24 protein-coding genes are annotated in these 25,385 nt (G+C 67.9%); 10 read left to right on the top strand and 14 right to left on the bottom strand.

All coding sequences use genetic code 11. The features are described from left to right. Positions 1-29 precede the first annotated feature (29 nt). Positions 30-1,541: an IMP dehydrogenase gene (gene guaB / locus DWV11_RS18755; RefSeq protein WP_115790396.1), complete on the bottom strand. Its 1,512-nt coding sequence runs from the start codon at positions 1,539-1,541 to the stop codon at positions 30-32. Between the two features lie 215 nt (positions 1,542-1,756). Further along, a complete protein-coding gene (locus tag DWV11_RS18750) occupies positions 1,757-3,841 on the bottom strand; it encodes an acyltransferase family protein (protein ID WP_210725795.1) in 2,085 nt (694 codons plus the stop codon). 172 nt (positions 3,842-4,013) lie between these two features. On the opposite strand from DWV11_RS18750, the gene DWV11_RS18745 reads away from it, so the two are divergent. Next, entirely contained in the window at positions 4,014-5,000 is a 987-nt protein-coding gene (locus DWV11_RS18745) for a DUF389 domain-containing protein (RefSeq protein ID WP_115790394.1), read from the top strand. A gap of 77 nt (positions 5,001-5,077) precedes the next feature. Here the strand turns inward: DWV11_RS18745 and groL are convergent, their stop codons facing one another. The 3 genes from groL to DWV11_RS18730 all read right to left on the bottom strand — a co-directional run bounded on the left by groL (position 5,078) and on the right by DWV11_RS18730 (position 7,721). Continuing rightward, the gene (gene groL, locus DWV11_RS18740; protein WP_115790393.1) at positions 5,078-6,691 is read right to left on the bottom strand and encodes a chaperonin GroEL; all 1,614 of its coding nucleotides are present in this window, start codon (positions 6,689-6,691) and stop codon (positions 5,078-5,080) included. Positions 6,692-6,772: 81 nt separating this feature from the next. Further along, complete coding sequence (gene groES, locus DWV11_RS18735) at positions 6,773-7,069, bottom strand: co-chaperone GroES (RefSeq protein WP_070347908.1); 297 nt, start codon at positions 7,067-7,069, stop codon at positions 6,773-6,775. Positions 7,070-7,316: 247 nt separating this feature from the next. Beyond that, positions 7,317-7,721: a hypothetical protein gene (locus DWV11_RS18730; protein ID WP_245953787.1), complete on the bottom strand. Its 405-nt coding sequence runs from the start codon at positions 7,719-7,721 to the stop codon at positions 7,317-7,319. 91 nt (positions 7,722-7,812) lie between these two features. Here DWV11_RS18730 and DWV11_RS18725 point away from each other — a divergent pair, with 91 nt between their 5' ends. Further along, positions 7,813-9,090 (top strand): THUMP-like domain-containing protein, encoded by a 1,278-nt coding sequence (locus tag DWV11_RS18725; protein ID WP_115790392.1) that lies wholly within the window; start codon positions 7,813-7,815, stop codon positions 9,088-9,090. A 16-nt stretch (positions 9,091-9,106) separates the two neighbouring features. Here the strand turns inward: DWV11_RS18725 and DWV11_RS18720 are convergent, their stop codons facing one another. The 3 genes from DWV11_RS18720 to DWV11_RS18710 form a co-directional block, all read right to left on the bottom strand. After that, entirely contained in the window at positions 9,107-9,925 is an 819-nt protein-coding gene (locus DWV11_RS18720) for a shikimate 5-dehydrogenase (RefSeq protein WP_210725790.1), read from the bottom strand. A 101-nt stretch (positions 9,926-10,026) separates the two neighbouring features. Beyond that, positions 10,027-10,149 carry a type B 50S ribosomal protein L36 gene (gene ykgO, locus DWV11_RS18715; RefSeq protein ID WP_074588393.1) on the bottom strand — a complete coding sequence of 41 codons (123 nt, stop codon included), beginning with the start codon at positions 10,147-10,149 and terminating at the stop codon, positions 10,027-10,029. A gap of 39 nt (positions 10,150-10,188) precedes the next feature. Continuing rightward, a complete protein-coding gene (locus tag DWV11_RS18710) occupies positions 10,189-11,328 on the bottom strand; it encodes a GTP-binding protein (protein ID WP_115790391.1) in 1,140 nt (379 codons plus the stop codon). A gap of 166 nt (positions 11,329-11,494) precedes the next feature. Between DWV11_RS18710 and DWV11_RS18705 the strand changes: the two genes are divergently transcribed. The 5 genes from DWV11_RS18705 to DWV11_RS18685 all read left to right on the top strand — a co-directional run bounded on the left by DWV11_RS18705 (position 11,495) and on the right by DWV11_RS18685 (position 15,079). Continuing rightward, positions 11,495-12,637 carry a glutamate--cysteine ligase gene (locus tag DWV11_RS18705; protein WP_115790390.1) on the top strand — a complete coding sequence of 381 codons (1,143 nt, stop codon included), beginning with the start codon at positions 11,495-11,497 and terminating at the stop codon, positions 12,635-12,637. Between the two features lie 172 nt (positions 12,638-12,809). Next, the gene (locus DWV11_RS18700) at positions 12,810-13,154 is read left to right on the top strand and encodes a PadR family transcriptional regulator (protein WP_115790389.1); all 345 of its coding nucleotides are present in this window, start codon (positions 12,810-12,812) and stop codon (positions 13,152-13,154) included. A gap of 2 nt (positions 13,155-13,156) precedes the next feature. Beyond that, positions 13,157-13,531, top strand: coding sequence for a DUF1048 domain-containing protein (locus tag DWV11_RS18695; RefSeq protein WP_115790388.1), 375 nt, complete (start codon positions 13,157-13,159; stop codon positions 13,529-13,531). After that, a complete protein-coding gene (locus tag DWV11_RS18690) occupies positions 13,524-14,318 on the top strand; it encodes an ABC transporter ATP-binding protein (RefSeq protein ID WP_115790387.1) in 795 nt (264 codons plus the stop codon). Before DWV11_RS18695 ends, DWV11_RS18690 begins: the two co-directional genes overlap by 8 nt. Continuing rightward, positions 14,315-15,079 carry an ABC transporter permease gene (locus tag DWV11_RS18685; protein ID WP_115790386.1) on the top strand — a complete coding sequence of 255 codons (765 nt, stop codon included), beginning with the start codon at positions 14,315-14,317 and terminating at the stop codon, positions 15,077-15,079. Before DWV11_RS18690 ends, DWV11_RS18685 begins: the two co-directional genes overlap by 4 nt. A 2-nt stretch (positions 15,080-15,081) precedes the next feature. On the opposite strand, the gene tsaD is transcribed toward DWV11_RS18685, so the two are convergent. From tsaD to DWV11_RS18655, 6 genes are read right to left on the bottom strand one after another with little or no spacing between them, the layout of a single operon-like run. After that, positions 15,082-16,194: a tRNA (adenosine(37)-N6)-threonylcarbamoyltransferase complex transferase subunit TsaD gene (gene tsaD, locus DWV11_RS18680; protein ID WP_115790385.1), complete on the bottom strand. Its 1,113-nt coding sequence runs from the start codon at positions 16,192-16,194 to the stop codon at positions 15,082-15,084. Next, the gene (gene rimI / locus DWV11_RS18675) at positions 16,191-16,688 is read right to left on the bottom strand and encodes a ribosomal protein S18-alanine N-acetyltransferase (protein WP_115790483.1); all 498 of its coding nucleotides are present in this window, start codon (positions 16,686-16,688) and stop codon (positions 16,191-16,193) included. The genes tsaD and rimI overlap by 4 nt, the downstream gene beginning before the upstream one ends. Positions 16,689-16,720: 32 nt before the next feature. Then, a complete protein-coding gene (tsaB, locus tag DWV11_RS18670) occupies positions 16,721-17,392 on the bottom strand; it encodes a tRNA (adenosine(37)-N6)-threonylcarbamoyltransferase complex dimerization subunit type 1 TsaB (RefSeq protein ID WP_115790384.1) in 672 nt (223 codons plus the stop codon). Continuing rightward, a complete protein-coding gene (gene tsaE / locus DWV11_RS18665; RefSeq protein ID WP_115790482.1) occupies positions 17,392-18,012 on the bottom strand; it encodes a tRNA (adenosine(37)-N6)-threonylcarbamoyltransferase complex ATPase subunit type 1 TsaE in 621 nt (206 codons plus the stop codon). Before tsaE ends, tsaB begins: the two co-directional genes overlap by 1 nt. A gap of 20 nt (positions 18,013-18,032) precedes the next feature. Then, complete coding sequence (gene alr, locus DWV11_RS18660; protein WP_115790383.1) at positions 18,033-19,235, bottom strand: alanine racemase; 1,203 nt, start codon at positions 19,233-19,235, stop codon at positions 18,033-18,035. 9 nt (positions 19,236-19,244) lie between these two features. After that, positions 19,245-20,396, bottom strand: a complete 1,152-nt coding sequence (locus DWV11_RS18655) for a PfkB family carbohydrate kinase (RefSeq protein WP_115790382.1) — start codon at positions 20,394-20,396, stop codon at positions 19,245-19,247. A gap of 115 nt (positions 20,397-20,511) precedes the next feature. Here DWV11_RS18655 and mshA point away from each other — a divergent pair, with 115 nt between their 5' ends. From mshA to DWV11_RS18640, 3 genes are all read left to right on the top strand, one after another. Next, on the top strand, positions 20,512-21,756 hold the full coding sequence (gene mshA / locus DWV11_RS18650; RefSeq protein ID WP_115790381.1) for a D-inositol-3-phosphate glycosyltransferase: 1,245 nt from the start codon (positions 20,512-20,514) through the stop codon (positions 21,754-21,756). Positions 21,757-21,930: 174 nt separating this feature from the next. Beyond that, a complete protein-coding gene (locus DWV11_RS18645) occupies positions 21,931-23,613 on the top strand; it encodes a formate--tetrahydrofolate ligase (RefSeq protein WP_115790481.1) in 1,683 nt (560 codons plus the stop codon). Between the two features lie 204 nt (positions 23,614-23,817). Further along, the gene (locus DWV11_RS18640; RefSeq protein ID WP_245953785.1) at positions 23,818-25,365 is read left to right on the top strand and encodes an HNH endonuclease signature motif containing protein; all 1,548 of its coding nucleotides are present in this window, start codon (positions 23,818-23,820) and stop codon (positions 25,363-25,365) included. Positions 25,366-25,385 lie beyond the last annotated feature (20 nt).

Genomic DNA, 25,385 nt, shown 5'->3' with positions numbered 1-25,385 from the left:
GATTTCTCCACGGGGAACAGCAACGTGTGTCAGCGGGAACCGTAGTTCGGCGCCTCGACCGTCATCTGGATGTCGTGCGGGTGCGATTCCTTCAGGCCGGCGGCCGTGATGCGGACGAACTTGCCGCGGGCCTTGAGCTCGGGGATGGTCGGCGCGCCCGTGTAGAACATGGTCTGGCGCAGGCCGCCGACCAGCTGGTAGGCCACAGAGGACAGCGGGCCGCGGTACGCGACACGGCCTTCGATACCTTCGGGGATGAGCTTGTCGTCACCGGAGACGTCGGCCTGGAAGTAGCGGTCCTTGGAGTACGAGGTGTTCTTGCCGCGGGACTGCATGGCACCGAGCGAGCCCATGCCGCGGTAGCTCTTGTACTGCTTGCCGTTGACAAAGATGAGGTCGCCCGGGGACTCGTCGCAGCCCGCCAGGAGGGAGCCGAGCATCACGGTGTCGGCGCCGGCCACGAGGGCCTTGCCGATGTCGCCCGAGTACTGCAGGCCGCCGTCGGCGATCAGCGGGACACCTGCCGGAATGGCGGCCTTCGCGGATTCGTAGATGGCGGTGATCTGCGGGACGCCGACGCCGGCAACCACGCGGGTGGTGCAGATGGATCCGGGGCCAACGCCCACCTTGATGCCGTCCGCACCGGCGTCGATCAGGGCCTGCGCGCCTTCGCGGGTGGCGGCCTGGCCGCCGATGATGTCCACGTGCGCGGCGGCCTTGTCGCCCTTGAGGCGGGCGATCATGTCCAGCACGCCCTGCGAGTGGCCGTTGGCGGTGTCCACGAAGAGTGCGTCCACGCCGGCGTCGATCAGGGTCATGGCGCGCTCCCAGCCGTCACCGAAGAAACCGATGGCGGCGCCGACGCGCAGGCGGCCTTCCTCGTCCTTGGTGGCCAGCGGGTACTGCTCCGCCTTGGTGAAGTCCTTGGTGGTGATGAGGCCCTGGAGGCGGCCCAGCTCGTCGACGAGCGGAAGCTTTTCGATCTTGTTCTTGGCGAGCAGGTCGGAGGCCTCTTCGCGGCTGATGCCCACGCGGCCGGTGACCAGCGGCATCTTGGTCATGACTTCACTGACCAGGCGCGAGGGGTATTCGCTCTCCGGGACGAAGCGGGTGTCGCGATTGGTGATAATGCCCAGCAGGCGGTTGTCGCCGTCGACGACCGGGAGGCCGGACACCCGGTAGCGGGCACACAGCTGGTCCAGTTCCTGCAGGGTGGCTTCGGGGCCGATGACCAGGGGGTTGGTGATCATCCCGGATTCGGAGCGCTTCACGCGGTCCACGTGGTCGGCCTGGTCTGCGATGGAGAGGTTGCGGTGGATCACGCCCAGGCCGCCCTGGCGGGCCATGGCGATGGCCATGCGGGACTCGGTGACGGTGTCCATCGCGGCCGAAAGCAGCGGGGTCTGGACCACAATCCGCTTGGAGATGCGGGAGGAAGTATCTGCGTCCGACGGGATGACGTCCGTGTGGCCCGGAAGCAGCAGGACGTCGTCGTAGGTCAGGCCTACGAAGCCAAAGGGATCGTGTTCGGGCTGGGTCATGAGTGCGCCTCTTACCGTGTTTCGTGGGGTCTAAAGGGTAGGGGTTGCAGCAGATGACCAACCCGTCATTACGGGACTGGCCTGTGCAGGAGGTGGGGCAGGTATTGAGTAAATATTAGAACCTCGGGGACGATCCCCATATTCCACGGCGGCAATGTGAGCAAGCACACCCGGCCGCCCGCCGCCGTCGGACGGCATCCGGCTGTGCGGCTCGGCTATTTCCATTTGGTGGCGGCCAGCAGCCGCCGCTCGAACATGGGAATCATGGTCTCCACGTAGGTGCGGGTGAGGTGGTTTTCGTCCTTGTAGACGTACACGTTTCCGACCACAGCGGGGCAGACGCCATTGGCGCAGATGAAGTCGCTCATGTCCATCAGGTAGAGCCCTTTCACCTTGCCGCGGTAGTCGTCCAGCGGGGAGGATGCGGCCAGGGACTTCTCCAGCGGGGTATTGCAGTCCGGCGAATCCGGGCCTTTCTTCTGCACGCACTCGGGCATGTTGATGGCAAAGCGCGGGTTGTCCCGGATGCCGACGATGTCGATGCCGGCATCGGCGAAGGGCTTGATGCCTTCCAGGTAGCCGGGGACCTCGGTCTCGAAGGGCGCTTCGACATGGGTCAGGGACGCCACCGTGAACACGGCATCCGGTTTGTGCTCCAGCACGTACGCCGCGCTGGCCCTGTTGAAGTCGTTACAGTCCTGCGGGCGGTCCGGGGACTCGGCGCCGAAGCGGCAGTTGCCCTTGAACAGGGTGACGATTTCCCAGCCGTGCTTCTTGGCGATCGGGCCGAGCGCCGCCATGTATTGCTGCGCGTGCGAATCGCCCAGTGCCACGATGAGCTTGCTCGGCTTGCCGGCGGGGCTGATCTGCAGGCAGCCCTGGAGCAAGGGATCGGTGGGCACGTTGGCGCCGGTGCACAGCCCGTCCACATGGGCCCATTCGTCGTCCATCGCCGAGGGTCCCGGGATGATCCGGGCTTCGGGGGTGGGCTTGCCGACGTTCTCCGGTATCAGGGCAGCTGCGCCGGGCGTCAGTTCCTTGGGCTGGGCGGCGATGGCCGCGTTGTCCGCGGCGATCATGCCCTGCCAGGCGCTCAGCGGCACAGCGAGCATGGTGCCGCACGCGGCGATCACGACGGCGGTGCGCCAGGTGCGCAGTTTCGGCCACTTCCACTCGCGCAGGGGAGCTTCGACGTAGCGGCTCGTTCCGATGGCAAGGAGCAGGGAGGCAGCCAGGATGCCCAGGCCCAGCCACAGGTCCGGCGCGGCCAGGCCGGTGGCCAGGAGGGTGAAGACCAGCACGGGCCAGTGCCAGAGGTAGAGCGCGTAGGAATGGCCGCCCAGCCAGACCAGGGGCTTGGAACCAAGGAAACGGTCCGCGCCGGCCCGGCTGCCGCTCTGCCCGGCGACGATGATGGCGGCCGCGGCCAGCGTGGGCCACAGGGCGACGAAGCCGGGGAAAGAGCGGTCGACCGTGAGCAACAGGCCGCAGGACAGCATCGCGGCAAGGCCCGCCCAACCCAGGACTACGCGCAGCCAGCGGCGCGGTTTCACGTAGGGCAGCCCCAAGGCCAGCAGGGAACCCAGGGCGAATTCCCAGAGCCGGGCCCGGGTGTCGAAGTAGGCATAGGCCTGGTTGCTGGCCGTCTGCTGCACCGAGTAAGCCAGGGACACAGCGAAGACCGCAGCGAACACGATGGCCAGCAGGCCGCGGTGGCCCAGCAGGCCGAGGGGCGCAAGGGGTCCGCGGAACGGCACCTTACGCAGGAAGGGAACGGCAATGCCCACAGCGGCGAAAACAAGGGGCCACAGGACGAAGACCTGGCCCTGGATGGAAAGCGACCAGAAGTGCTGCAGTGGGCTCGCCCCGGAATGGTTCTGTGCATAGTAGTCGACGGCGGCATCGGCCAGCTGCCAGTTCTGGCGGTAGAACAGCGTGGCCCAGGCTTCGTCGAGCAACCCGCCCCATCGTGTCTGCGGGACGAGCACCCACATTCCGGCAAGGACGCCGAGGATCACGACCACCACCGCCGGCAACAGGCGTTTGAAGACGTGGAGCCAGTGGCCCAGGAGGCGCAATTCCCGGCCCTCCTCCACCTTCCTGGTGAAGGACAGGGTAAGGAAGAACGCAGAGACCAGGAGGAAGACGTCGACGCCGCCGGAGACCCTGCCGAGCCAGATGTGGTAGCTGGCGACCATGAGGACCGCCAGGGCGCGCAGCCCTTGGACCTCAGGGCGGAAGTTGCCTTTCGCCCCCGTGCCACCCTGTTTCGAGGCAGCCTGCGGCGCCGCGTTTCCCATAGTCATGACCTGTACAGATTCCTCAACGCTCGTAACCCTGACCCTTCATGTTACCAATCCGTTACCTGCCGGGGCGAATCACAAGCAAGCTGAGGAACGTGCAATGCCCGGCTGGGCCGATCCGTAACTAGGCTGGGAACAGGGATCGCGCACCTACCGACAGGGGGCCAGGATGATTGTCCAGCTTCGCATTTGCGTCCCGGCAACGTTGTCCGGCACCGTCGTGGACCTCTGCATGGGGCATGCCGGCAGCGCCGAGATCGCGGTCTTCAGGGGTTCCTCGGTGGTCCCGGCCGGCGACGTCATCACGGTTCAGCTGGCCCGGGAGTCCGTGGAAGGCCTCATGGAGGAACTCCACGGCTTAGGGGTCCCGGAGCTTGGCTCAGTGTCAGCCAGCACACCCGAACTCGTGCTGTCGGAGCGTGCGGACAAGGCATCGCAGGAAGTTCCGGGCGAAGGTCCCGACGCCGTCATCTGGGATGAAGTTTCGCGCCAGACGGGCGAGGACTCCAGGCTGACCTGGAGCTACCTGGCCTTCCTCGTGATCGCAACCCAGTTGGCCGGCATCGGCATCGTCACCAACTCCGCCATCGCGATAGTCGGCGCCATGGTGGTGGGACCGGAGTTCGGTCCGCTGGCAGCCCTCGCCTTCGGATTGGTGGAACGCAAGTGGGCCATGGTGCGCGCCGCAACGGTTGCGCTGGCCGTGGGCTTCCCCGCTGCCATGCTCGTCACGGCTGCGGCGGCGTGGATCTCGATCCCGATTGGCCTTTACCCGCGCGATGTCCTTGATCATGGCCAGTCCGTCGAATTCATCTACCATCCCGGACCGTACTCGCTGATCGTCGCCGCCCTGGCAGGCGCCGCCGGCATGCTCTCGTTGACCAGCCGACGCTCGTCCGCCCTGATCGGAGTCTTCATTTCGGTGACCACCGTCCCGGCCGCCGGCTACATCGCCGTCGCGCTTGTCCTGGGCGAGGCAGGAAAGGCTGCCGGCTCGGCAGTGCAGCTTGTCCTGAACCTGCTTGGCATTGTGCTGGCCGCGGCGGCGGTGCTTTTGTTCTTCAAGTTCGCGGAAGGGCGCGGCGAAGCAAAGCGCGTACTGAGCAAGATTCCGGCCACCAGGGCGAAGCCCGGAGCCCCGCGGCCGCACCGCTGAGAATCGGCACTTCGCCACGGACAGCAAAAGGCCCGGTTCCCCGCAAGGGGAACCGGGCCTTCCTTCACGCGGAAACGCTAGTGGCTGTGGCCTGCGTGGGCGTCCTCTTCCGAGGCCGGCTTCTCGGCAACCAGGGTCTCGGTGGTGAGAACCAGGGCGGCGATGGAAGCGGCGTTGCGGAGTGCGGAACGGGTGACCTTGACGGGGTCGATCACACCGGCAGCGATCAGGTCCTCGTACTCACCGGACTTCGCGTTGAAGCCGTGGTTCTCGGCCTGCTCGGACACCTTGGCGACGACGACATAGCCGTCGTAGCCGGCGTTCTGGGCGATCCAGCGCAGCGGCTGGGTCAGGGCGCGGCGGACGATGCCGACAGCGGCAGCTGCGTCGCCCTCGAGCTTGTTGACCTGGCGGTCGTCATCCAGTGCCTTCAGGGCGTGGATGAGGGCCGAACCGCCGCCGGACACGATGCCTTCTTCAAGGGCGGCACGCGTGGAGGACACGGCGTCCTCGATGCGGTGCTTCTTTTCCTTGAGCTCGACCTCGGTGGCTGCGCCGACCTTGATGACGCCGATGCCGCCGGCCAGCTTGGCCAGGCGTTCCTGCAGCTTCTCGCGGTCCCAGTCCGAGTCGGTGCGGGCCAGTTCGGCACGCAGCTGGGCAACACGGCCGGCAACGTCTTCGGCAGAGCCGGCGCCGTCGACGATGGTGGTGTTGTCCTTGGTGACCGTGATGCGGCGGGCGGTGCCGAGGACCTCGAGGCCCACCTGGTCCAGGCTCAGGCCAAGCTCCGGGGAGACGACCTGGGCGCCGGTCAGGGTGGCGATGTCCTGCAGCATGGCCTTGCGGCGGTCGCCGAAGCCGGGAGCCTTGACGGCCACGACGTTCAGGGTGCCGCGGATGCGGTTCACGATCAGCGTGGAAAGCGCCTCGCCGTCGATGTCTTCGGCAATGATGAAGAGCGGCTTGGCGGCCTGCAGGGCCTTCTCCAGCAGCGGCAGGAATTCCTGCAGCGAGGAGATCTTGCCCTGGTTGATCAGGATGAGGGCGTCCTCGAGGACCGCTTCCTGGCGCTCTGCGTCGGTGACGAAGTACGGGGACAGGTAGCCCTTGTCGAACTGCATGCCCTCGGTGAGGACCAGTTCGGTCTGCGTGGTGGAGGATTCCTCGATGGTGATGACGCCATCCTTGCCGACCTTGCCGAAAGCCTCGGCCAGGAGCTCGCCGACCTCATCGCTCTGGGCGGAGATGGCGGCGACGTTGGCGACCTGGGTGCCTTCGACTTCGCGGGCGTTCGCCAGCAGGCGGGCGGCCACGGCCTCGACCGCAACCTCGATGCCGCGCTTGATCTCGCCCGGAGCGGCGCCGGCGGCAACGTTGCGCAGGCCTTCCTTGACGAGTGCCTGTGCGAGCACCGTGGCGGTGGTGGTGCCGTCACCGGCGACGTCGTTGGTCTTGGTGGCGACCTCCTTGGCCAGCTGTGCGCCAAGGTTTTCGTAGGGGTCGTCCAGCTCGACTTCGCGGGCGATCGTGACGCCGTCGTTGGTGATGGTGGGGGCGCCCCACTTCTTGTCCAGCACGACGTTGCGGCCGCGCGGGCCAAGGGTCACCTTGACAGTGTTGGCGAGCTTGTCGATGCCGGCTTCGAGCGAGCGGCGGGCAGCGTCATTGAACGCAAGCTGCTTTGCCATGGTTGTGTCCTTTCAAGACGGAAAACCCGCACCGCGGGCGGCCGGAAAACCGGTCCGGCCTGCGGTGCGGGGTCCAGGGAATTACTTGACGACGATCGCGAGGACGTCGCGGGCGGACAGCACGAGGTACTCGGAGCCACCGGTCTTGACTTCGGTTCCGCCGTACTTGGAGTAGATGACGACGTCGCCGACTGCGACGTCGACCGGCACGCGGTTGCCGTTGTCATCGAAGCGGCCGGGGCCTACTGCGACAACTTCGCCTTCCTGCGGCTTTTCCTGGGCGGAGTCCGGGATGACCAGGCCGGAAGCGGTGGTCTGCTCGGCTTCGAGCGGGCGGACAACGATGCGATCCTCGAGAGGCTTAATGGAGACCGACACTCGGATCTCTCCTTTACGTGAGGTAGTACATGGACTATCAAACCAGGGGTGCCTTGGCGGGCTTGCCGTCGTCGCGGTGCCGGCAAGTGCCTGCGGCATTAGCACCCTCCATGGGAGAGTGCTAACTCAGACTCTATGCAAGCGTTAGCACTCGGTCAAGGTGAGTGCCAGCGTTTCGTCCATGGTGAACGGGGTGTCGCGCCCGGCGCGCCGGCCGCGGCAAGGGTTCACCGGCAATCGCAACAGCTCACTGGCCGGCGAGGTCCTCGAAGTCCACATCCTCACCGTTGTCCTCGTCGTCCCCCTGCACGGCACCACGGTTCAGGTACAGCACCACGCCCCCGGCCAGGGCGGCAAGGGCGGAAACAACCAGCACCACGAGCGAGCCGACCCGGACGCCGGTGTAGCTTTCGCGGATGTCCTTGGCCTCCTGCGTGGCGTCCTGGACGCTCTTGCCGGTCATCGAATAGGCGGCGGCGTTGAAGGAATCAAGGAAGAAGACAATGATCAGCAGGACGATGCAGACAACGGCCACGGCGATGCCGGCGATCAGGGCGGGACGGGCGTAGACGGCAAGCCGGGCGGGAATCCTGCTGCCCGGTTTGGGGATCGGTGTGGGGTCTTCGGACTGGCGGCTGATGCTGTCTTCCATGGAATCAACCCTAGCCGTCCACCCGTGCCGCCGCCCGCGCGTCGGGAAGCCCAGGGGATTCCATGGCAGCACGGCAAGTAGGCTGGAGGGCATGCCCCACAGCTCCCAGGCGCCGGACGCCGCGGCCCCTCAAGACCGGACACAGGACCAGATTGCCCCCTTGCTGACCACGGAAGGCTGGGAGCTGCTGGCCTCGCTGGGCCCGTACCGCGAGAGCGAATCCCTCGCCCTGAACACCGGCCTCCGCAAGGCCGGGCACTCCCCCGAGCTGGTCTCCGCCGTCCTGACCCAGTCGCGGCTGCGGACCCGGGCGGAGGCGAAGTTCGGGGAGTTCGCCCGGCAGATGCTCTTCACCCAGGCGGGCCTGGAGCAGGCGACGCGCCTGACGGTGGCCGCCCGCCACGCCGAGCGCTTCGCCGCAGCGGGAACCTCCCACGTAGCGGACCTCGGCTGCGGGCTCGGTGCCGATTCCATGGCGCTGGCGTCCCTGGACATCCCGGTCACGGCCGTCGAGCTTGACGAAGCCACGGCCGCCTGCGCCACGATCAACCTCATGCCGTTCCCGCACGCCTCGGTTGTCCATGCCGACGCCACCTCGGTGCCGCTGGACGGGATCGACGGCGTGTGGCTGGATCCTGCCCGGCGCACCACCTCGACGTCGGGGACCACCCGGATCTGGGACCCGGAGGAATTCTCCCCGCCGCTGTCCTTCGTGGAGTCGCTGGCCGCGTCCGGCAAATCCGTCGGAGTGAAGATGGGCCCCGGGATGCCGCACGAGTCCGTCCCGGCAGCTTGCGAGGCGCAGTGGGTTTCGGTGGGCGGCGACGTCACCGAGGTGGCGCTGTGGTTCAACAAGGTGGCACGGCCCGGTATCCGCCGCGCGGCCCTGCTGCTCGGCCCGCGCGGTGCGGCGGAGATCACCAGCGGCGAGGATTTCGACGGCGGACCGGTCCCCGCCGTCGGACCCGTGGAAGGCTATCTCTATGAACCGGACGGTGCGGTGATCCGCGCGGGGCTGGTGGCCGACGTCGCGCTCCGCCTGGGCGGGCACCTGCTGGACGAGCACATTGCCTACATTTGCGCCCCGGAGCTGGTGGACACGCCGTTTGCCCGCGCGTACAAGGTCCTGGAAACCATGCCGCTGAACGTCAAGGCACTCAAGTCCTGGGTCAAGGCGCAGGGCATTACCACCCTGGACATCAAGAAGCGCGGCGTCTCCGTCACACCCGAAGAGCTTCGGAAGCAACTGCTGCCCGGCGGTTCCGCGAAGTCCAAGTCGGCAGCGAAAGGCAAGGTGGGCAAAGCCGCCACGCTGGTCCTGACGCGGATCGGGGACGAACGGACCGCCGTCGTCGTCGAACCGGTCTGACGCGCCAGTCCCCGCGCTACTGCTCCCGGACGAACGCTTCTGCCGCGGCCACCTGCTCGGCACTCGGCGTGATCCCGGTGTACAGCACGAACTGCTCGAGGGCCTGGATGGTGGCGACTTCCGCGCCGCTGATGACGGTCTTGCCGGCCGCGCGTCCGGCCTTGATGAGCGGCGTTTCTGCGGGAAGCGCGACGACGTCGAACACCACCCGCGCTGCGGCAATGGTTTCTTCCGGGAAGGACAGAGCGTCCGCCTCGGGACCGCCGGCCATTCCTATCGGCGTGATGTTGACGATGACGTCCGCCGTCGCGTTGCCCGGTTCAGCCTGCCAGTCAAAACCGTAGAGCTCTGCGAGCGCACGGCCGGCTTCCTCCCTGCGGGCCACGATGGTGACCTTGGTGAATCCGGCGTCGCGGAAGGCCGCCGCGGTGGCCTTGGCCATGCCGCCCGCGCCGCGCAGGAGCACGGAGGAGTCCGGGCTGATGGCGTTGCGTTCGATCAGTTGGGCGATGGCGGTGTAGTCGGTGTTGTAGGCGGTCAGCACACCGGAATCGTTCACGATCGTATTGACGGAGTCGATGGCCGAGGCCGAGGCATCCATCTTGTCCACGAGGGCGATGACGTCTTCCTTGTACGGCATGGACACTGCGCAGCCGCGGATGCCCAGGCCCCGCACGCCTGCGATGGCGTTGCCGAGGTCCGTGGGGGCGAAGGCCTTGTAGATCCAGTTCAGGCCGAGTTCCTCGTACAGGAAGTTATGGAACCGCGTCCCGTTGTTGCTCGGCCGGGCCGAGAGCGAGATGCAGAGGGTCATGTCCTTGTTCAGGATCGGCATGGGGCTTCCTTCGGATCGCAGGGCTGTAGACCAAGGGTAAGCCGCGCCCCACGGCCGGCGCTCCGCGAACGGAGCCCCGGCCGCCCCCATACCGCCGGACGCTAGCCCTGGCGGGCCTTGAAGCGCGGGTTCAGTTTGTTGATGACAAAGGTTTTCCCGCGGCGCCGCACCACTTGGGCGCCCGGGATCTTCTTGAGTGCGCGCAGCGAATTCCTGACCTTCATGTTTCTCCTTATGTTGCGGTTGTTACAGGGTGGCTTCCGTTACAGGGTGGCGTCGAGTTCGAACGGGTCATCGAGCTCCCTGAAATCCCGCTGCATCTCCTCGTCGCTGAGGGCGCAGCCATCCAGCAATTCGCGGATTTCCGCGGGGTCCACGTCCTCGCCGCGTCCGGTGACCGCGAGCACGGTGCCGCGGTCGCCGAAGCGTGGATGCCAGTCCAAGGCGGCGTCGACGTCGGACACTGTGCCGTTCCCGGCGGACTGTCCGCCCTGGTCCGCCTGCCAATGGCCGGTGCTTTCCAGCCAGACCCGCGGGCCGACGCCCTGGACCGCAATCCGGGTCCGGGCCGCCGACGCGATCCACAGCCGGCCGCGCATCCAGTGCGAGCCGGCGGCCAGTTGCGGCAATGCTGCCCGGAAGCGGCCCGGATGCAGCGGCCGTTCCACCTTGTGGAGGACCGTGAGGAAGCAGCCGGAATCGCTATCCAGCGGTACCCGCACCGAGCCGCGCCGGGTCCGCGCCGCCGCTTCGCTGCCGTCGTAGCAGCCAGGACGGAACCTCCCGGAAGGCCCGACGACGGCGGCGTGAGGGGCCAGTTGTGCCAGCAGTTCGGTGCCCTGCCGCCAGGGCTCGCCCTGCTCCCGGTCCTGTCCGGCGAGTGCCGCGCCAAGTCCCGGATGGGCCAGGACGGTGTCCGCATGGGCGAGTTCCCCGACCAGGAATTCGCCGCTGGTCCGGTCGTCGTCGGGCATGGCCGTGAACCCGGATTCGTAGAGGGTGTGCTTGTCCCAGATGTGGTCTTCAAGGTCGGCGGGATCAATCGCCAGCACGGCATTGTCGATCACGGCGGCCTGACCGAGCCCGCGCTTGAGTTCCGCAACGGCCATCTCCACGGACACCCCCGGCGGCAGCGCCAGCACGGCGTGCGCGTAGCCAAGACCGGCGAGCCGCTCGACCGTGGGAACCACGTCCAGCCTGACAGTGCAGCTGAGGCAGCCGTGCTCCAGGACTGTTTCCGCCTTCTCCAGCAGGCGGCCGCCACGGAGGATCCTGCGCAAAACCACGGAGCCATCAAGGAGATCGTGAAAGACGGTTACGGAATCTGGATGCCCCTGGTCAAGCCGGCCGGCGGCGGCTTCACGGCAGCGGCTGTCCAGGGAACTGACAACGGTAAGATGCATTGCCTCAGTCTATATGAAAATCATTCTCATTAGCAATGCGTGCCGCCGTGTCAGCATTACTCCTCACGGCGGAGGAACCCCCGCCCTGCACTAGACTTGGTGCATCCGCTGAGGGCCCCACGGCGGGCGTCGCCCAGGGACTTGGACACACAAAGAGGGGACCTCCGTGCACATTGATTTCGCTTCCTCCAGGCAATCGACCCTGGGAGTGGAATGGGAGCTTGCGCTCGTCAATGCCCGCACCGGTGAACTGGTCTCCGTCGCCAACGAGGTCCTCCGGGGCGTTACCGCCCGGCATCCCGAGCTCAATGAGGACGACGAGCACCCCCACATCAAGCGCGAACTGCTGCTGAACACCGTGGAACTAGTCACCGGGATCTGCACCACCGTCCGGGAAGCCAAGGATGACCTGGCCCGCTCGCTGAAGGCCGTCCGGGAGGTCACCGACCCCATGGGCGTGGAACTCTTCTGCGCAGGCAGCCACCCCTTCAGCCCGCCGCAGCTCCAGCCCGTCACGGACAAGGAACGCTACGCCAAGCTGATCGACCGTACCCAGTGGTGGGGCCGGCAGATGGTCATCTACGGGGTCCACGTCCACGTGGGCCTGGACAGCCGGGACAAGGTCCTTCCGGTCCTCGACGGACTGGTCAACTACTTCCCGCATTTCCAGGCGCTGTCCGCCTCCAGCCCGTTCTGGGGCGGGGAGGACACCGGCTACGCCTCCCAACGCGCCCTCATGTTCCAGCAACTGCCTACCGCAGGCCTGCCGTTCCAGTTCCCGTCCTGGACCGAATACGAGTCCTACGTCCAGGACATGTTCACCACCGGCGTGATCGACACCCTGTCTGAAATCCGCTGGGACATCCGGCCCGTGCCGAACCTCGGCACCATCGAAATGCGGATCTGCGACGGCCTGGCCAGCCTGGAGGAAGTGGGCGCGATCGCAGCGCTGACCCAGTGCCTGGTGCATGAATTCTCCATGATCCTCGACAACGGGGGCACCATCCCCACCATGCCGCCCTGGCATGTCCAGGAGAACAAATGGCGTGCCGCCCGCTACGGCATGGAAGCCATCATCATCCTCGACGCCGAAGGCAACGAGCAACTGGTCACAGACCACCTCAAGGAGACCCTGGCCCGACTGGCCCCGGTGGCGGAGAAGCTCGGCTGCGAAGAGGAACTGGCCGACGTCGCGAAGATCATCGCCCGCGGCGCCGGCTACCAGCGGCAGCGCCGGGTCGCGGCAGAGCACGACGGCGACCTGCAGGCCGTGGTCCTGGACCTGGTGCAGCAGATGCGGGCTGGCTAGCACCCCTTTCACCTTTCGCGCCGGAGTCGCCGGAGAGCTGCCCGGTCGCTGGAATTTTCCGGCGACCCCGCAGGCCTCCGGCGACTCCGGCGTTTAACCCTCTTGCGCTTTCACTACTCAGCGATACTATGTACTGGTAGTCAGTAACACTGAGTAGTTAGGAGGTGGCCGAATGGGCAAGCAAATGACGGAGATGCTCAAGGGCACGCTGGAGGGCATTGTCCTCGCCCTGCTGACCGGGAAACCGGCCTACGGCTACGAGATCACCACCCTGCTGCGGGACCAGGGCTTCACCGACATCGCCGAGGGCACCGTGTATGCGCTGCTGGTGCGGATCGAGCAAAAGGGGCTCGTCGACGTCGAGAAGCGCCCGTCCGAAAAAGGACCGCCGCGGAAGGTGTACTCGCTCAACACCCAAGGCAAGCAGGAACTCGAAGAGTTCTGGAGGACGTGGAGCTTCCTCGCAGAACGTATCGACCAACTCCACAGCACCGACCGAATCGAAGGAGAAAAGTAGCCATGGCTGCCAAATGGATCGAAGCCCTCACCGGCCCGCTCGAACAGAAGAAGCAGTACAAGCAGGCCAAGGCGCGCCTGGATGCGCTGCCGGAGCCCTACCTCGGCGCCGCGAACGCCTTCAACCGCTACCTCATGTACTACGGCGGCGTCACCGACGGCGACACCATCGTCCAGATGTTCGCCGACTTCGCCGATCTCTGGGAGCGCGCCGCCGTCGACGGCACGCCCATCGGGGAAATCGTGGGCGAGGATCCCGTGGAATTCGCCGAGGCCTTCGCCCAGGCGTACGGCGGCAAGCGCTGGATCGACAAGGAACGCGCCCGCCTCATCGAGGCGGTCGACGATGCAAGAAGGAAGGAGGCCGGCCATGACTGAGGCCGCCATCCGGGTCCGTGGCCTGGAGAAGTCGTACAAGGAACTGCACGTGTTGCGCGGCGTCGACTTCGAGGTGGAGCGGGGCAGCATCTTCGCCCTGCTTGGCTCAAACGGCGCAGGCAAGACCACGGTCGTCCGCATCCTCTCGACGCTGCTGAAGGCCGACGCGGGAACCGCGACGGTACTCGGCTTCGACGTCGCCGCGAATCCCGCCGGGGTGCGCGAATCGATCAGCCTGACCGGGCAGTTCGCCGCCGTCGACGAAGTGCTCACGGGCCGCGAGAACCTCATCCTGCTTGCAAGGCTTCGGCACCTGGCAGACCCGGGGGCGGTCGCCGACGGGCTGCTCGCACGCTTCTCGCTCACCGAAGCCGGCGGCCGCAAGACGGCCGGGTACTCGGGCGGCATGCGCCGACGGCTCGATATCGCAATGAGCCTGATCGGGAACCCGCCGGTCATCTTCCTCGACGAGCCGACGACGGGGCTCGACCCGCAGGCACGCATCGAGGTGTGGCAGACCGTCAAGGAGCTCGCAAGGAACGGTACAACGGTCCTCCTCACCACGCAGTACCTCGACGAGGCCGAGCACCTCGCCGACCGGATCGCGATCCTGCACAAGGGCACGATCATCCAGAACGGCACTCTCGAGGAGCTCAAGCGGCTGCTGCCGCCTGCCGAAATCGAGTATGTCGAAAAGCAGCCTTCCCTCGAAGACGTCTTCCTGGCGCTCGTCGGGGAACCGGCTGAAGAAACTCAAGAACAGGAAGAGAAGGAGGCATCCCGATGAGCACGCACATCCTTGGTGACACCGGTGTCCTCACCGGCCGCTCGCTGCGCCACATCCTCCGCAGCCCGGACACCATCATCACCACCGCGGTCACCCCGGTGGTGCTGATGCTGCTGTTTGTGTACGTGCTGGGCGGTGCGATCAACACCGGCTCCGACAGCTCGTACATCAACTACATGCTCCCCGGCATCCTGCTGATCACGATTGCTTCGGGCATCGCCTACACGGCGTACCGCCTGTTCCTTGACATGCAGGGCGGCATCTTCGAGCGCTTCCAGTCCATGCCGATCGCCCGCTCGAGCGTGCTGTGGGCCCACGTGCTGACCTCGCTGCTCGCCAACCTCACCTCGGTGGCGGTGGTCGTGGGCGTCGCGCTCATCATGGGGTTCCGCACCGGGGCATCCCTGGGCGCCTGGTTGGCGGTCGCCGGCATCCTGGTCCTGTTCACGCTCGCCCTGACCTGGCTGGCTGTGATCGCCGGGCTTTCCGCGAAAACCGTCGACGGCGCGAGCGCGTTCAGCTACCCGCTGATCTTCCTGCCGTTCATCAGCTCCGCGTTCGTACCGACCGGCACGATGCCCGGCCCCGTGGCATGGTTCGCCGAGAACCAGCCGGTGACCTCGATCGTGAACTCCATCCGGGCCCTCTTCGCTCAGCAACCGGTGGGCAACGAGCTCTGGGTCGCCCTCGCGTGGTGCCTGGGCCTCCTGGTCGTGGCCTACGCCTTCGCGATGGCCGCGTACCGGCGCAAAATCAGCTGAGCCTACACCGACACCGTGGTGACGGGCAGCGAGGAATCGGGGGCGAACGCGACACCGCTCGGTGCGATACCGGCCATCACCAGCTGGGCGCCGAGGGCGGCGACCATCGCTCCGTTGTCGGTGCACAGCTGCAGCGGCGGGACGTGGAGCATGATGCCGGCGGAGCGGCAGCGCTGCCCTGTCAGTTCACGCAGCCGCGAGTTGGCCGCCACTCCCCCGCCCAGCAGCAGTTCGGTGATGCCGTTCTCCCGGCAGGCCAAAACTGCCTTCGAGGTGATGATGTCCACCACCGCTTCCTGGAAGGCCGCGGCGATGTCCGCCACCGGGACCTCCTCGCCACGCGCTTCGAACTGTTCCACACAACGCGCGACGGCGGTCTTGAGTCCGCTGAACGACCAGTCGTAGCGGTGCGGGCCGGGTTCCTCGGCGGTGCCCATGTACTTGGGTTGGCTGAGCCCGCGCGGGAAGCGGATCGCCTTGGGGTTTCCGGTCCGGGCCATTTTGTCGATGGCGGGGCCGCCCGGGTAGCCGAGCCCGAGAAGCCGGGCGACCTTGTCGTAGGCTTCCCCGGCGGCGTCGTCGATCGTCGAGCCCAGCAGTTCGACGTCGTCGGTGATGCTGCGGATCCGCAGGATCTCGGTGTGTCCGCCGGACACCAGCAAGGCACCGAGATTTTCAGGAAGACGGTTTTCAGGCAAGCGGTTTTCGGACATGTCCAGCAGCCCGACGCCGACATGCGCCACGAGGTGGTTGATCGCGTACAGCGGTTTGCCGCTGGCGAGGGCGAGCGCCTTGGCGGCGCAGACCCCTACCATGAGGGCCCCGGCGAGTCCGGGGCCGGAGGTCACGGCGATCGCGTCGATGTCCTCCAAGGTGACGCCGGCAGTGTGCAGCGATTCCTGCAGGGTGGGCACGAAGGCGTCCAGGTGGGCACGGGAGGCGATTTCCGGGATCACCCCGCCGAAGCGCACGTGCTCGTCCATGGAGGAGGACACCGTGTTGCTCAGCAGGGTGGTGCCGCGGACGATGCCTACGCCGGTCTCATCGCAGGAGGATTCGATGCCGAGGACGAGCGGACCGGCTGGACGGGGTTCGCTGGCGGGTGCGGGGTTCACGCGGTGGGTCCTTCTGTATTCGGTCCTTCGGTGGCGGGTCCTTCTGCCAAGGGGAGCCTCATGATGAGGGCATCCGTGCCGTCGCGGTAGTAGCGGGCCCGGACGTGGATCTGTTCGAAGCCGAAGCGCAGGTAGAGCTGCTGGGCGCGGGGGTTGTCGGCCCGGACTTCCAGCAGGACGTCGTCCGCGCCGCGGCGGCGCGCCTCTGCGATCAGTTCGGCGAGCACGGCGGAACCGATGCCGCGGCCTTCGAATTCGGGGACCACGGCGATGGTCTGGATGTCGGCGATCGGCTGGACGCACATCAGCCCTGCGTAGGCCACGATCCCGCCCTCGGCTTCGGCCACCACGTAGCGGCGGGTTTCCGGCTGGGAGAGCTCGTCGATGAACATCTGCAGGGGCCAGGCGTCCACCGGGAACAGGCGCCGTTCGAGTTGTTCGACGGCGGCCAGGTCGCCGTCGTTCATGTCCCGCAGGACCACGCCGTCCGGCATGGCAGCGGTGTGCAGGGATTCTTCGGGGACCGTCACAGCGCACGCTTCCTGGGGCCGGGCACCTGGGCGTCGGACTCGCGCAGGTAGAGCGGGGTGGAGTCGGGCAGCTCGTGGCCCGCGGCCAGCAGGGCGAGGGCGAACTGGCCGAGGGACGCGGCGCTGGGCTGGGAGTCCTTGAAGTCCTCATCGGCCTTGACCACGTCGGCGTAGATTCCGGCGCCGGCTCCGTACACCGGAAGCTCCGGCAGCTCGGAAGCGAATCCGACGTGCGGGCCGTCCGCCAGTTCCGGGAGCTGGCCGTCGCGGAGGGTGTACCGGGCCCAGTAGACCTCCTTGCGGCGGGCGTCGGTGGCCACCAGGAATTCCGCGGGGGCGCCGGTGGACTCGGCCACCTCGAGGGCGATCGCGTCCAGGCTCATGAGTCCGCGCAACGGCTTGTTCCAGGCGAAGGCGAGGGTGCGCGCGGTGGCGATGCCGGAGCGCAGTCCGGTGAACGGGCCGGGGCCGACGCCGGTGACGATCAGGTCGATGTCCGCGCCGCTGACGCCGGCACCGGCGAGCAACTGTTCGATGCCCGGAACCAGGACTTCGGCGTGGCTGCGGGTGTCCTCCGTGGCGAAGGAATCCACCACGCCCTCCATGGCGTCGTCGGAGATGAGGGCGGCGCTTGCCACGGCCGAGGTGTCGATGGCCAGGATCAGCATCAGTTCTTCTCCTCCGGAAGGGCGGGGACCTCACCAAGGGCGGGGGCAAGGACGTCGGGCACGGCGGCCCACCGGGGGCCGAAGCCGCGGACCACGATGGTGCGGGGTTCGTCGTCCTCGTCGGTGTCGAAGTCCAGGACGGGCTCCGCATCACGGGCAGCGCCGCCAACAGCGGCGGCTCCGCCTGCGAGCGACCCGCCGACAGGGCGGTGGAGTTCGACGTCGAGACGGCTCTCGGCGAGGTGTTCCACCCGGCCGCGGCCCCACTCCACCACCGTCACGGACGAGTCCATGGTGTTTTCGAGGTCGATGTCGTCGATTTCGGCCGCCGACTCCAAGCGGTACGCGTCCACGTGCACCAGGTCGGGGCCGCCGGGGCGCGGACCGTCGGGCAGGTTCGGATGGATCCGCACCAGCACGAACGTGGGCGAGATGACCCCGGCCCGCACTCCGAGGCCTTCGGCGAGGCCCTGGGTGAAGGTGGTTTTTCCGGCGCCGAGTTCGCCGGTGAGAACCAGCAGGTCCCCCGCCTCCAGCACCCGGCCCAGGGCGGCGCCGAGCGCGTGGGTGCCGTCCGCCGTCGTGATCCCGAGGGAGCGTTCCCAGAGCGCGCCTTCCAGGTCGACCGAGCTTTCGGGGCTCACTGGGCACCCTCCTCCACGGGCGCGAGTTCGTTGACATAGCTGCGCGGAACGCGCGGGCTGATGCGGGTGACGATCTCGTAGTTGATGGTGCCGGCCGCAGCGGCCCAGTCGTCCGCCGTCGGGCCACCGTCGGCGCCGTCGCCGAACATGACCACCTCGGTGCCGGGCAGCGCGGCGGCCTGCTCCGGGTCGACGTCGCCGAAGTCCACCACCATCTGGTCCATCGCGATCCGGCCCACCACCGGGTAGCTGTTGCCGCCGATCCGCACGGGGCCACCGGTGGCAACCCGGGGAACGCCGTCGGCGTAGCCAAGGGGAACCAGGCCCAGGGTGCTCTTTCCCGTGGTGCGGTAGTGCAGGCCGTAGGACACGCCCTGGCCGTCCGGGACGTGCTTGCAGTTGGAGAGCAGGGTGCGCACGGTCATGGCGGGGCGCAGGCCGAGCTCGGATGAGGGCTGGCCGTCGAACGGCGAGAGCCCGTACAGGCCCAGGCCCACCCGGACGAGGTCGAAGTGCGAGTCCGGCCGGGACAGCGCGGCCGGGGTGTTGGCGATGTGCCGCACCTCGGGGTCCACGCCGGAATCCTCGGCCATCGCGATCGCCTCGCGGAACACGGCAAGCTGCTCGTCGGTCTCGGGCCGGTGCGGTTCGTCCGCCACGGCCAGGTGCGAGAAGATCCCCACCACGCGGAGCAGGCCATTGTCCTGGTGCTCCATGGCCGTGCCGAGCAGCTTGTCCCAGTCCTCGATGGTGCAGCCATTGCGGCCCAGGCCGGTGTCGACCTTCAGGTGGATCCGGGCCGGGCGCTCCTGCTCCCGGGCTGCGGCCACTACGGCGTCCAGTTCCCAGCCCGACACCCCGATGTCGACGCCGGCGGCCACCGCCGCGGCGAAGTTGCTTTCCCGGGTGTGCAGCCAGGCCAGCAGCGGCGCGTCGATGCCGGCGGCACGCAGCGCGAGGGCCTCGGAGATGTGGGCTACGCCAAGCCAGCGGGCACCCGCCTCAAGGGCCGCACGGGCCACCTGGATCGCGCCGTGGCCGTAGGCGTCGGCCTTGACGACGGCCATGACATTGGCCGGGGACGCGATGGCAACGAACTGCCGGACGTTGTGCCTGATGGCCTCAAGATCGATGACGGCCGATCGTTCCGAAACGGAGGGAGTGGGAGAATCGGGGCGTCCGAATGCTTCGTAGCTCACCCATCGATTCTAATGCTGGGCCGGGAGCACACTTGACGGCGGGCGCAGCGCGGACCGTCGCAACGCTCCCTCGGGAACCCTGCTGACAATGTCTTCGAGGAAGGCGAAGCGCCTGAGCCACTGGCTGGACTGGCGCTCGGGCCGGGCGTTGGCCCGGTGCCACCAGTCGGAGATGTCTCCCCAGCCCGGGGCTGAGAAGGAACCGCCCAGTTCCTGTACCGAGAGCGAAGCGCAGAGGTTGGCGAAGCGCAGCCGGTCCCCCAGCGGCCAGCCTGCCAGGCAGCCTACGATGAACGCAGCCCCGAAGCAGTCCCCGGCCCCCGTGGGATCGTGGGCGGTCACCGGCAGCGCCGGCACCCACTCCTCCTCGCCGGTTTCGGAATCCACCGCCATGGCACCCTGGGCGCCCAGGGTCACTACCGCCACCGGGACCCGCTCGGCCAGGATGTACAGTGCGGACCAGGGATTGTCAGCTCCGGTGAAGGCCATGGCCTCACGCTGGTTGGGCATAAAGGCGTGGAAGTAGCCCAACTGCTCCAGCCGTCTCCTGGACCAGGCGCCGCTGGGGTCCCAGCCGGCGTCGCCGAAGATCTTCACCCCGGCGCGATGCGCGGCCAGCACCCACGGTTCGGCTTCCTCTCCCAGCTCGGCGACGGCGGCAAGCGCCGGGGGCGGGGTGCCGATCAGTTCGGAGCCGCTCAACGGCGCCGGCAGTCCATGGGTGACCATCGAGCGGTCCTGCTCGACGCAGAGGGACACCGTGACCGGCGAAGGCCAGCCCTGGAAGCGCCGGGACAGCGAAAGGTCCACCTCTTCCTGGTTTTCGAGGATCTTCCAGTTCAGCTCGCCGTAGCCGTCGTCGCCGAACGCCGCCGCGAGGCTCGTGTGCAGCCCGAGCCTCGCCGCGGCGATCGCCTGGTTCGCGATCCCGCCCGGGCAACTGCCCATCCCCTGGCTCCACACCTCGGTTCCCGGCTCTGGGCGCTGTCCCAGCCCGGTGAAAATGATGTCCTGGAAGACGGTGCCGCTCAGCAGCAGGTCGCAGCCGCCGTCGTCCACTGCTCCCGGCGCGCCGGGACTGGTGGCCCGCACGGCGGCGAGCGGATCAAAACGTTCCCGGCTGTTGTGTTCCCGGTCCTGGTGTCCTGCCGGTGCCTCCATGCACGGCAGACTACGCCGCCCCGGGTGGCAGGAGTAGTGTTTTCTCCGCAGGTGTTTAGTCGGGCGAACGCGGTTCGCCGCCTGTGGCAGAACATGTTGGTGCAGGAGGTGTGGCGTGTCCCTGATCCGCCGTGTGGCCTTCCTTTCCCTTCACACCTCCCCTATGGAACAGCCCGGAAGCGGCGACGCCGGCGGCATGAACGTCTACATCCGGAACCTGGCCGCGGCCCTCGCGGACGAAGGCGTGGAGGTGGAGATCTTCACCCGGTCGACCATTGAGGGGCAGCCCGCCGTCGAGCACCCGGCGCCGGGCGTGTGCGTGCACAACGTGATCGCCGGCCCGGCCCGGAAACTGCCCAAGGAGCACCTGCCCGAACTCCTGCACGACATGGTGGCCCAGATCGAACGGATCCGGCAGCAGCAACCGCACGGACGCTACGACCTCGTCCACTCGCACTACTGGGTCTCCGGCGTGGCGGGGCTGGAGCTCTCCCGCATGTGGGGCGTTCCGCTGGTCCACACGATGCACACCATGGCGAAGGTAAAGAACCTGGTCCTGGACTCCGGCGAGCGCCCCGAGCCCCGCCGCCGCGAGGAAGGCGAACAGCGGATCGTCGACGGCGCTGCCCGGCTGGTCGCCAACACCACGGCCGAGGCCGAGGAACTGGTGTCCCACTACGGCGCCGACTTCGACCGGATCGATGTGGCCCCGCCGGGCGTGGACCTGTCCGTCTTCACGCCGGCATTCCGGAGCCGCTCCCGGCGCGACCTGGGAGTGCGGCCGGGCAGCTTCCACCTGCTGTTCGCCGGCCGCATCCAACGGCTGAAGGGCCCGCAGGTCTTCCTGGCCGCCGTCGCGCTGCTGCGGGCGCGCCGCCCGGACATCGACCTCGAACTCACCGTCCTGGGCGCCCTGAGCGGGGCGAAGGATTTCAACCTGCGGTCCATCATCAGCGAGGCGGGACTGGACGACGTCGTCACGCACCGCCCGCCGGTGGACGCACCGGAGCTGGCGGGCTGGTTCCGTTCGGCGGACGTGGTGGTGATGCCGTCCTACAGCGAGTCCTTCGGCCTGGTGGCCTTGGAAGCACAGGCGTGCGGCACCCCGGTGGTGGCGACCCAGGTGGGCGGGCTGAGCCGGGCCGTGCAGCACGGGCGGACAGGCCTGCTGGTCCCAGGGCATGATCCAGCCGACTGGGCCGACGCGCTCGAGGCCCTGTACGACGACCCCCAGACCCGGCAGGACATGGGCCGCGCCGCTACTGTCCACGCCGAAGACTTCGGCTGGCAGCGGACGGCGCTGCGCAGCCTGGACAGCTACCAGGCAGCCGTGGGCGGGCTGGTGTTGCCGAAGGCGTGATCGGGCTTGCCGGAATCGGGTCCGGGGCGCCTGGGCCGTCCCGATCCTGGTGCCTGGGCCGTCCCGTGGCGCCTGGGCCGTCCCGATCCTGGTGGCTGGTAGATTCCAGGCATGCCCGGATGTGGGGCAGACCTGAAAGCCGGGCAGACCGTCCGGCGGACTGGAAGGACAATGATGTCTGGAACCATGAGCGATCTCGAGATTGCCCTCAAGGCGACGCTCCGGCCGATCGGGGAGATAGCCGCAGAAGCCGGAATTCCGCCCGAAGCCCTGGACGTCTACGGCCGCTTCAAGGCCAAGATCAATCCCGCGAAGCTCACCCCGCAGCCTGGCAAGGCCCCGGGGAAAGTGGTGCTGGTTTCGGCGATGTCCCCCACCCCGGCCGGCGAGGGAAAGTCCACCACTACCGTGGGACTGGCCGATTCGCTGGCCCGGGCCGGACACAAGGTGATGATTGCCCTGCGCGAACCGTCCCTGGGCCCGGTGCTCGGCATGAAGGGCGGCGCCACCGGGGGCGGCTATTCGCAGGTGCTGCCGATGGACGAGATCAACCTGCATTTCACCGGTGACTTCCATGCCATCACTTCGGCGAACAATGCCCTCATGGCGCTGGTCGACAACCACATCTTCCAGGGGAACGAACTGGGCATCGACCCGCGGCGGATGACCTTCAAGCGGGTCATGGACATGAATGACCGTTCCCTGCGCGAGGTGGTGATCGGGCTTGGCGGCCCGGTGCAGGGCGTGCCACGGCAGGACGGTTTCGACATCACCGTGGCCTCGGAAATCATGGCCGTGTTCTGCCTCGCCAGGGACCTGGCCGACCTGCGCGAACGGCTGGGCCGGATCACTTTCGGCTACCGCTTCGACCGCACGCCTGTCACCGTGGCGGACCTGGGCGTCCAGGGTGCCCTGACCCTCCTGCTCAAGGACGCCATCAAGCCGAACTTGGTGCAGACCATCGCCGGGACGCCGGCGCTGGTGCACGGCGGGCCGTTCGCGAACATCGCCCATGGCTGCAATTCCCTGATCGCCACCGAAACCGCGCGGGAGCTCGCTGACATCGTGGTCACGGAGGCCGGCTTCGGCGCAGACCTCGGCGCCGAAAAGTTCATGGACATCAAAGCGCGGATCGGCGATGTGGCGCCGTCCGCCGTCGTGGTGGTCGCGACCATCAGAGCGCTGAAGATGCACGGCGGCGTCCCCAAGGAACGGCTCACGGAGGCCAACCCCGAAGCCCTTGCCGCCGGCGTCGAGAACCTTCGCAGGCACCTGCACAACGTGGAAAAGTTCGGGATCACGCCCGTGGTATCCATCAACCGCTTCGGCAGCGACACCGCCGGGGAACTTGAGTGGCTCCTGGACTGGTGTGCACGCGAAGGCGTCCAGGCCGCCGTCGCAGACGTGTGGGGCCGTGGCGGCGGGGGCGACGGCGGTGATGAACTCGCGGCCAAAGTCGCCGCTGCGATCGCAGCGCCGTCGTCCTTCCGGCACCTGTACGCGCTGGAGCTGTCCGTGGAGGACAAGATCCGGACGATCGCGCAGGAGATCTACGGGGCCGACGGGGTCGAGTTCTCCGTCCCCGCACAGAAGCGCCTGGCGGACATCCGGAAGAACGGCTGGGCGGGGTTTCCCGTGTGCATGGCCAAGACCCAGTACTCCTTCACGGACGACGCCAGCGTACTCGGTGCGCCCAAGGGGTTCACGATCCGGGTCCGGGACCTCATCCCGAAAACCGGAGCCGGCTTCATCGTGGCCCTGACCGGCGCAGTGATGACGATGCCCGGCTTGCCGAAGGAGCCTGCGGCGATGCGGATGGACGTGGACGCGGACGGGAATGCTGTCGGGCTGTTCTGACACTTGGCTTCGAGGCTGCGGGGCGGCGTTTGTAGGGCGCTGCGGTGGGGCTGCAAAGGACGGTCGGCGCTGCCAAGGCGGGGGTCACCCAGCAGGCGATCCAAGGGCACTGCTGCGCATGGCCGCCAAGGCCCTCGCCCCGCCCGGACCGGGTGGCCTGAAGGACCGCCCATTAATGTCGGTGCCCGGTGATGTGATGGGTTGATGGAGATCACCAGCAGTTTGGAGGTAATGGCGCCGCGGTCCGCGGGGTCTGATCCGCTGGTGGTGCTCGACGGTTTGGTCTCGACGTTGCAGTCTGTGGAGTCGGCGATCGCGGGCTTGCAGGCCTTGCGGGAATACACCCTCGCCATTGCGTCCCGGGTCGCGGACGTGCTGGCAGAGGAGGACACGCGGGACGGCGGCAAGAACGACGGCGGCAAGAACGACGGCGGCGCGGGGCCGGGCGCGTTCAGGGGCCTGCGGTGGGACGGTGCGGAGCTGGCCCGGCGTGCGGTGGCCGCTGAGATCGCCACTGCGACCCGCGCGAACGACCGGACCGTGCAGCGGCAGATGGGCCAGGCCGTGGAGTTGCTGGACCGTTTCCCTGCGACGTTTCAGGCCCTGGCGCGGGGCCGGATCAGCCTGGCCCACGCCCGGGTGATCCAGGACGCCGGAACCGTGCTGGACGACCCCGCGGCGTTGGCCCGGTATGAGGCCGTGGTGGTGGCGTGCGCCGAACACCAGGCACCGGGGCGGGTACGGCGCCTGGCGGTCCGGGAGGCCGAGAAGGCGCAGCCCGAGCCCCTGGCCGCCCGGCACGAACGGGCCGGCGCGCAGAGATGCGTCCGCGTCACGCCCCTGCCCGACGGGATGGCCGAACTCGCCGCCACCCTCCCCGCGGCCGTGGCCTACGGCATCCACGACCGCCTCACCCGGATGGCCCGGGCACACGCCGGCCTGGCGCGGGACCACGCAACGGAACCGGGCCCGACCACCGGGCCCGCCTGCACCACCGACCAACGCAGCACCGACCAGCGCACCACCGGGCCTGCCTGCACCACTGACCAACGCAGCACCGATCAGCTTCGTGCCGACTTCCTGTCCGAACTGTTGTTGTGCGGTGCTCCCGCCGGGCACGACACCGAGGACGGGCTCCTGGCCGCGATCACCGCCCGGGTGGATGTCACCGTGCCGGTGCTGACCCTGATTGACCGCGACACCACCGGAGACGCAGGCAACCCGGCCCCAGGGTCCGCAGCCACACGCCTTACAGGCCAGGTCCCGGCCGAGCTGGACGGGCGCCACCCCATCGACCCCGGCACCGCCAGGATCCTCGCCGGGCAGGCCACCGCGTGGAACAGGGTCCTGACCGACCCCATCACCGGGGCCGTGCTGGCCGCGGACCGGTACCGGCCCGGCGAAGACCTCAAACGCCTCCTCACCGCCCGCGACACCCGGTGCCGCTTCCCCGGCTGCGGCATCCCGGCCCGCGATCTCGACCTGGACCACACCCACGACGCCGCCCAAGGCGGAACCACCGACGCCGGCAACCTCGCCGGACTCTGCCGGCGCCACCACATGCTCAAACACCACTCACGATGGAAGATCCGGCAAACCGGCGCCGGAAACCTCGAATGGACCAGCCCCACCGGCAGGACCTACAAAGACAGTCCACCGCTTCCCGCCACCCACATCGAGACAGCCATCGGCCTCCCAGGACCGGCACGCCGTGATGCCCCCGACGTTGCCTCCAACCAGCCACCGTTCTGAGCCCCATGGGAGGTGAGTCC

The organism is Arthrobacter silvisoli, from assembly GCF_003369445.1.
Lineage (GTDB): Bacteria > Actinomycetota > Actinomycetes > Actinomycetales > Micrococcaceae > Arthrobacter > Arthrobacter silvisoli.
Note: the sequence above shows the minus strand (reverse complement) of the source record. Positions and strands in the feature narration are given on the sequence as shown.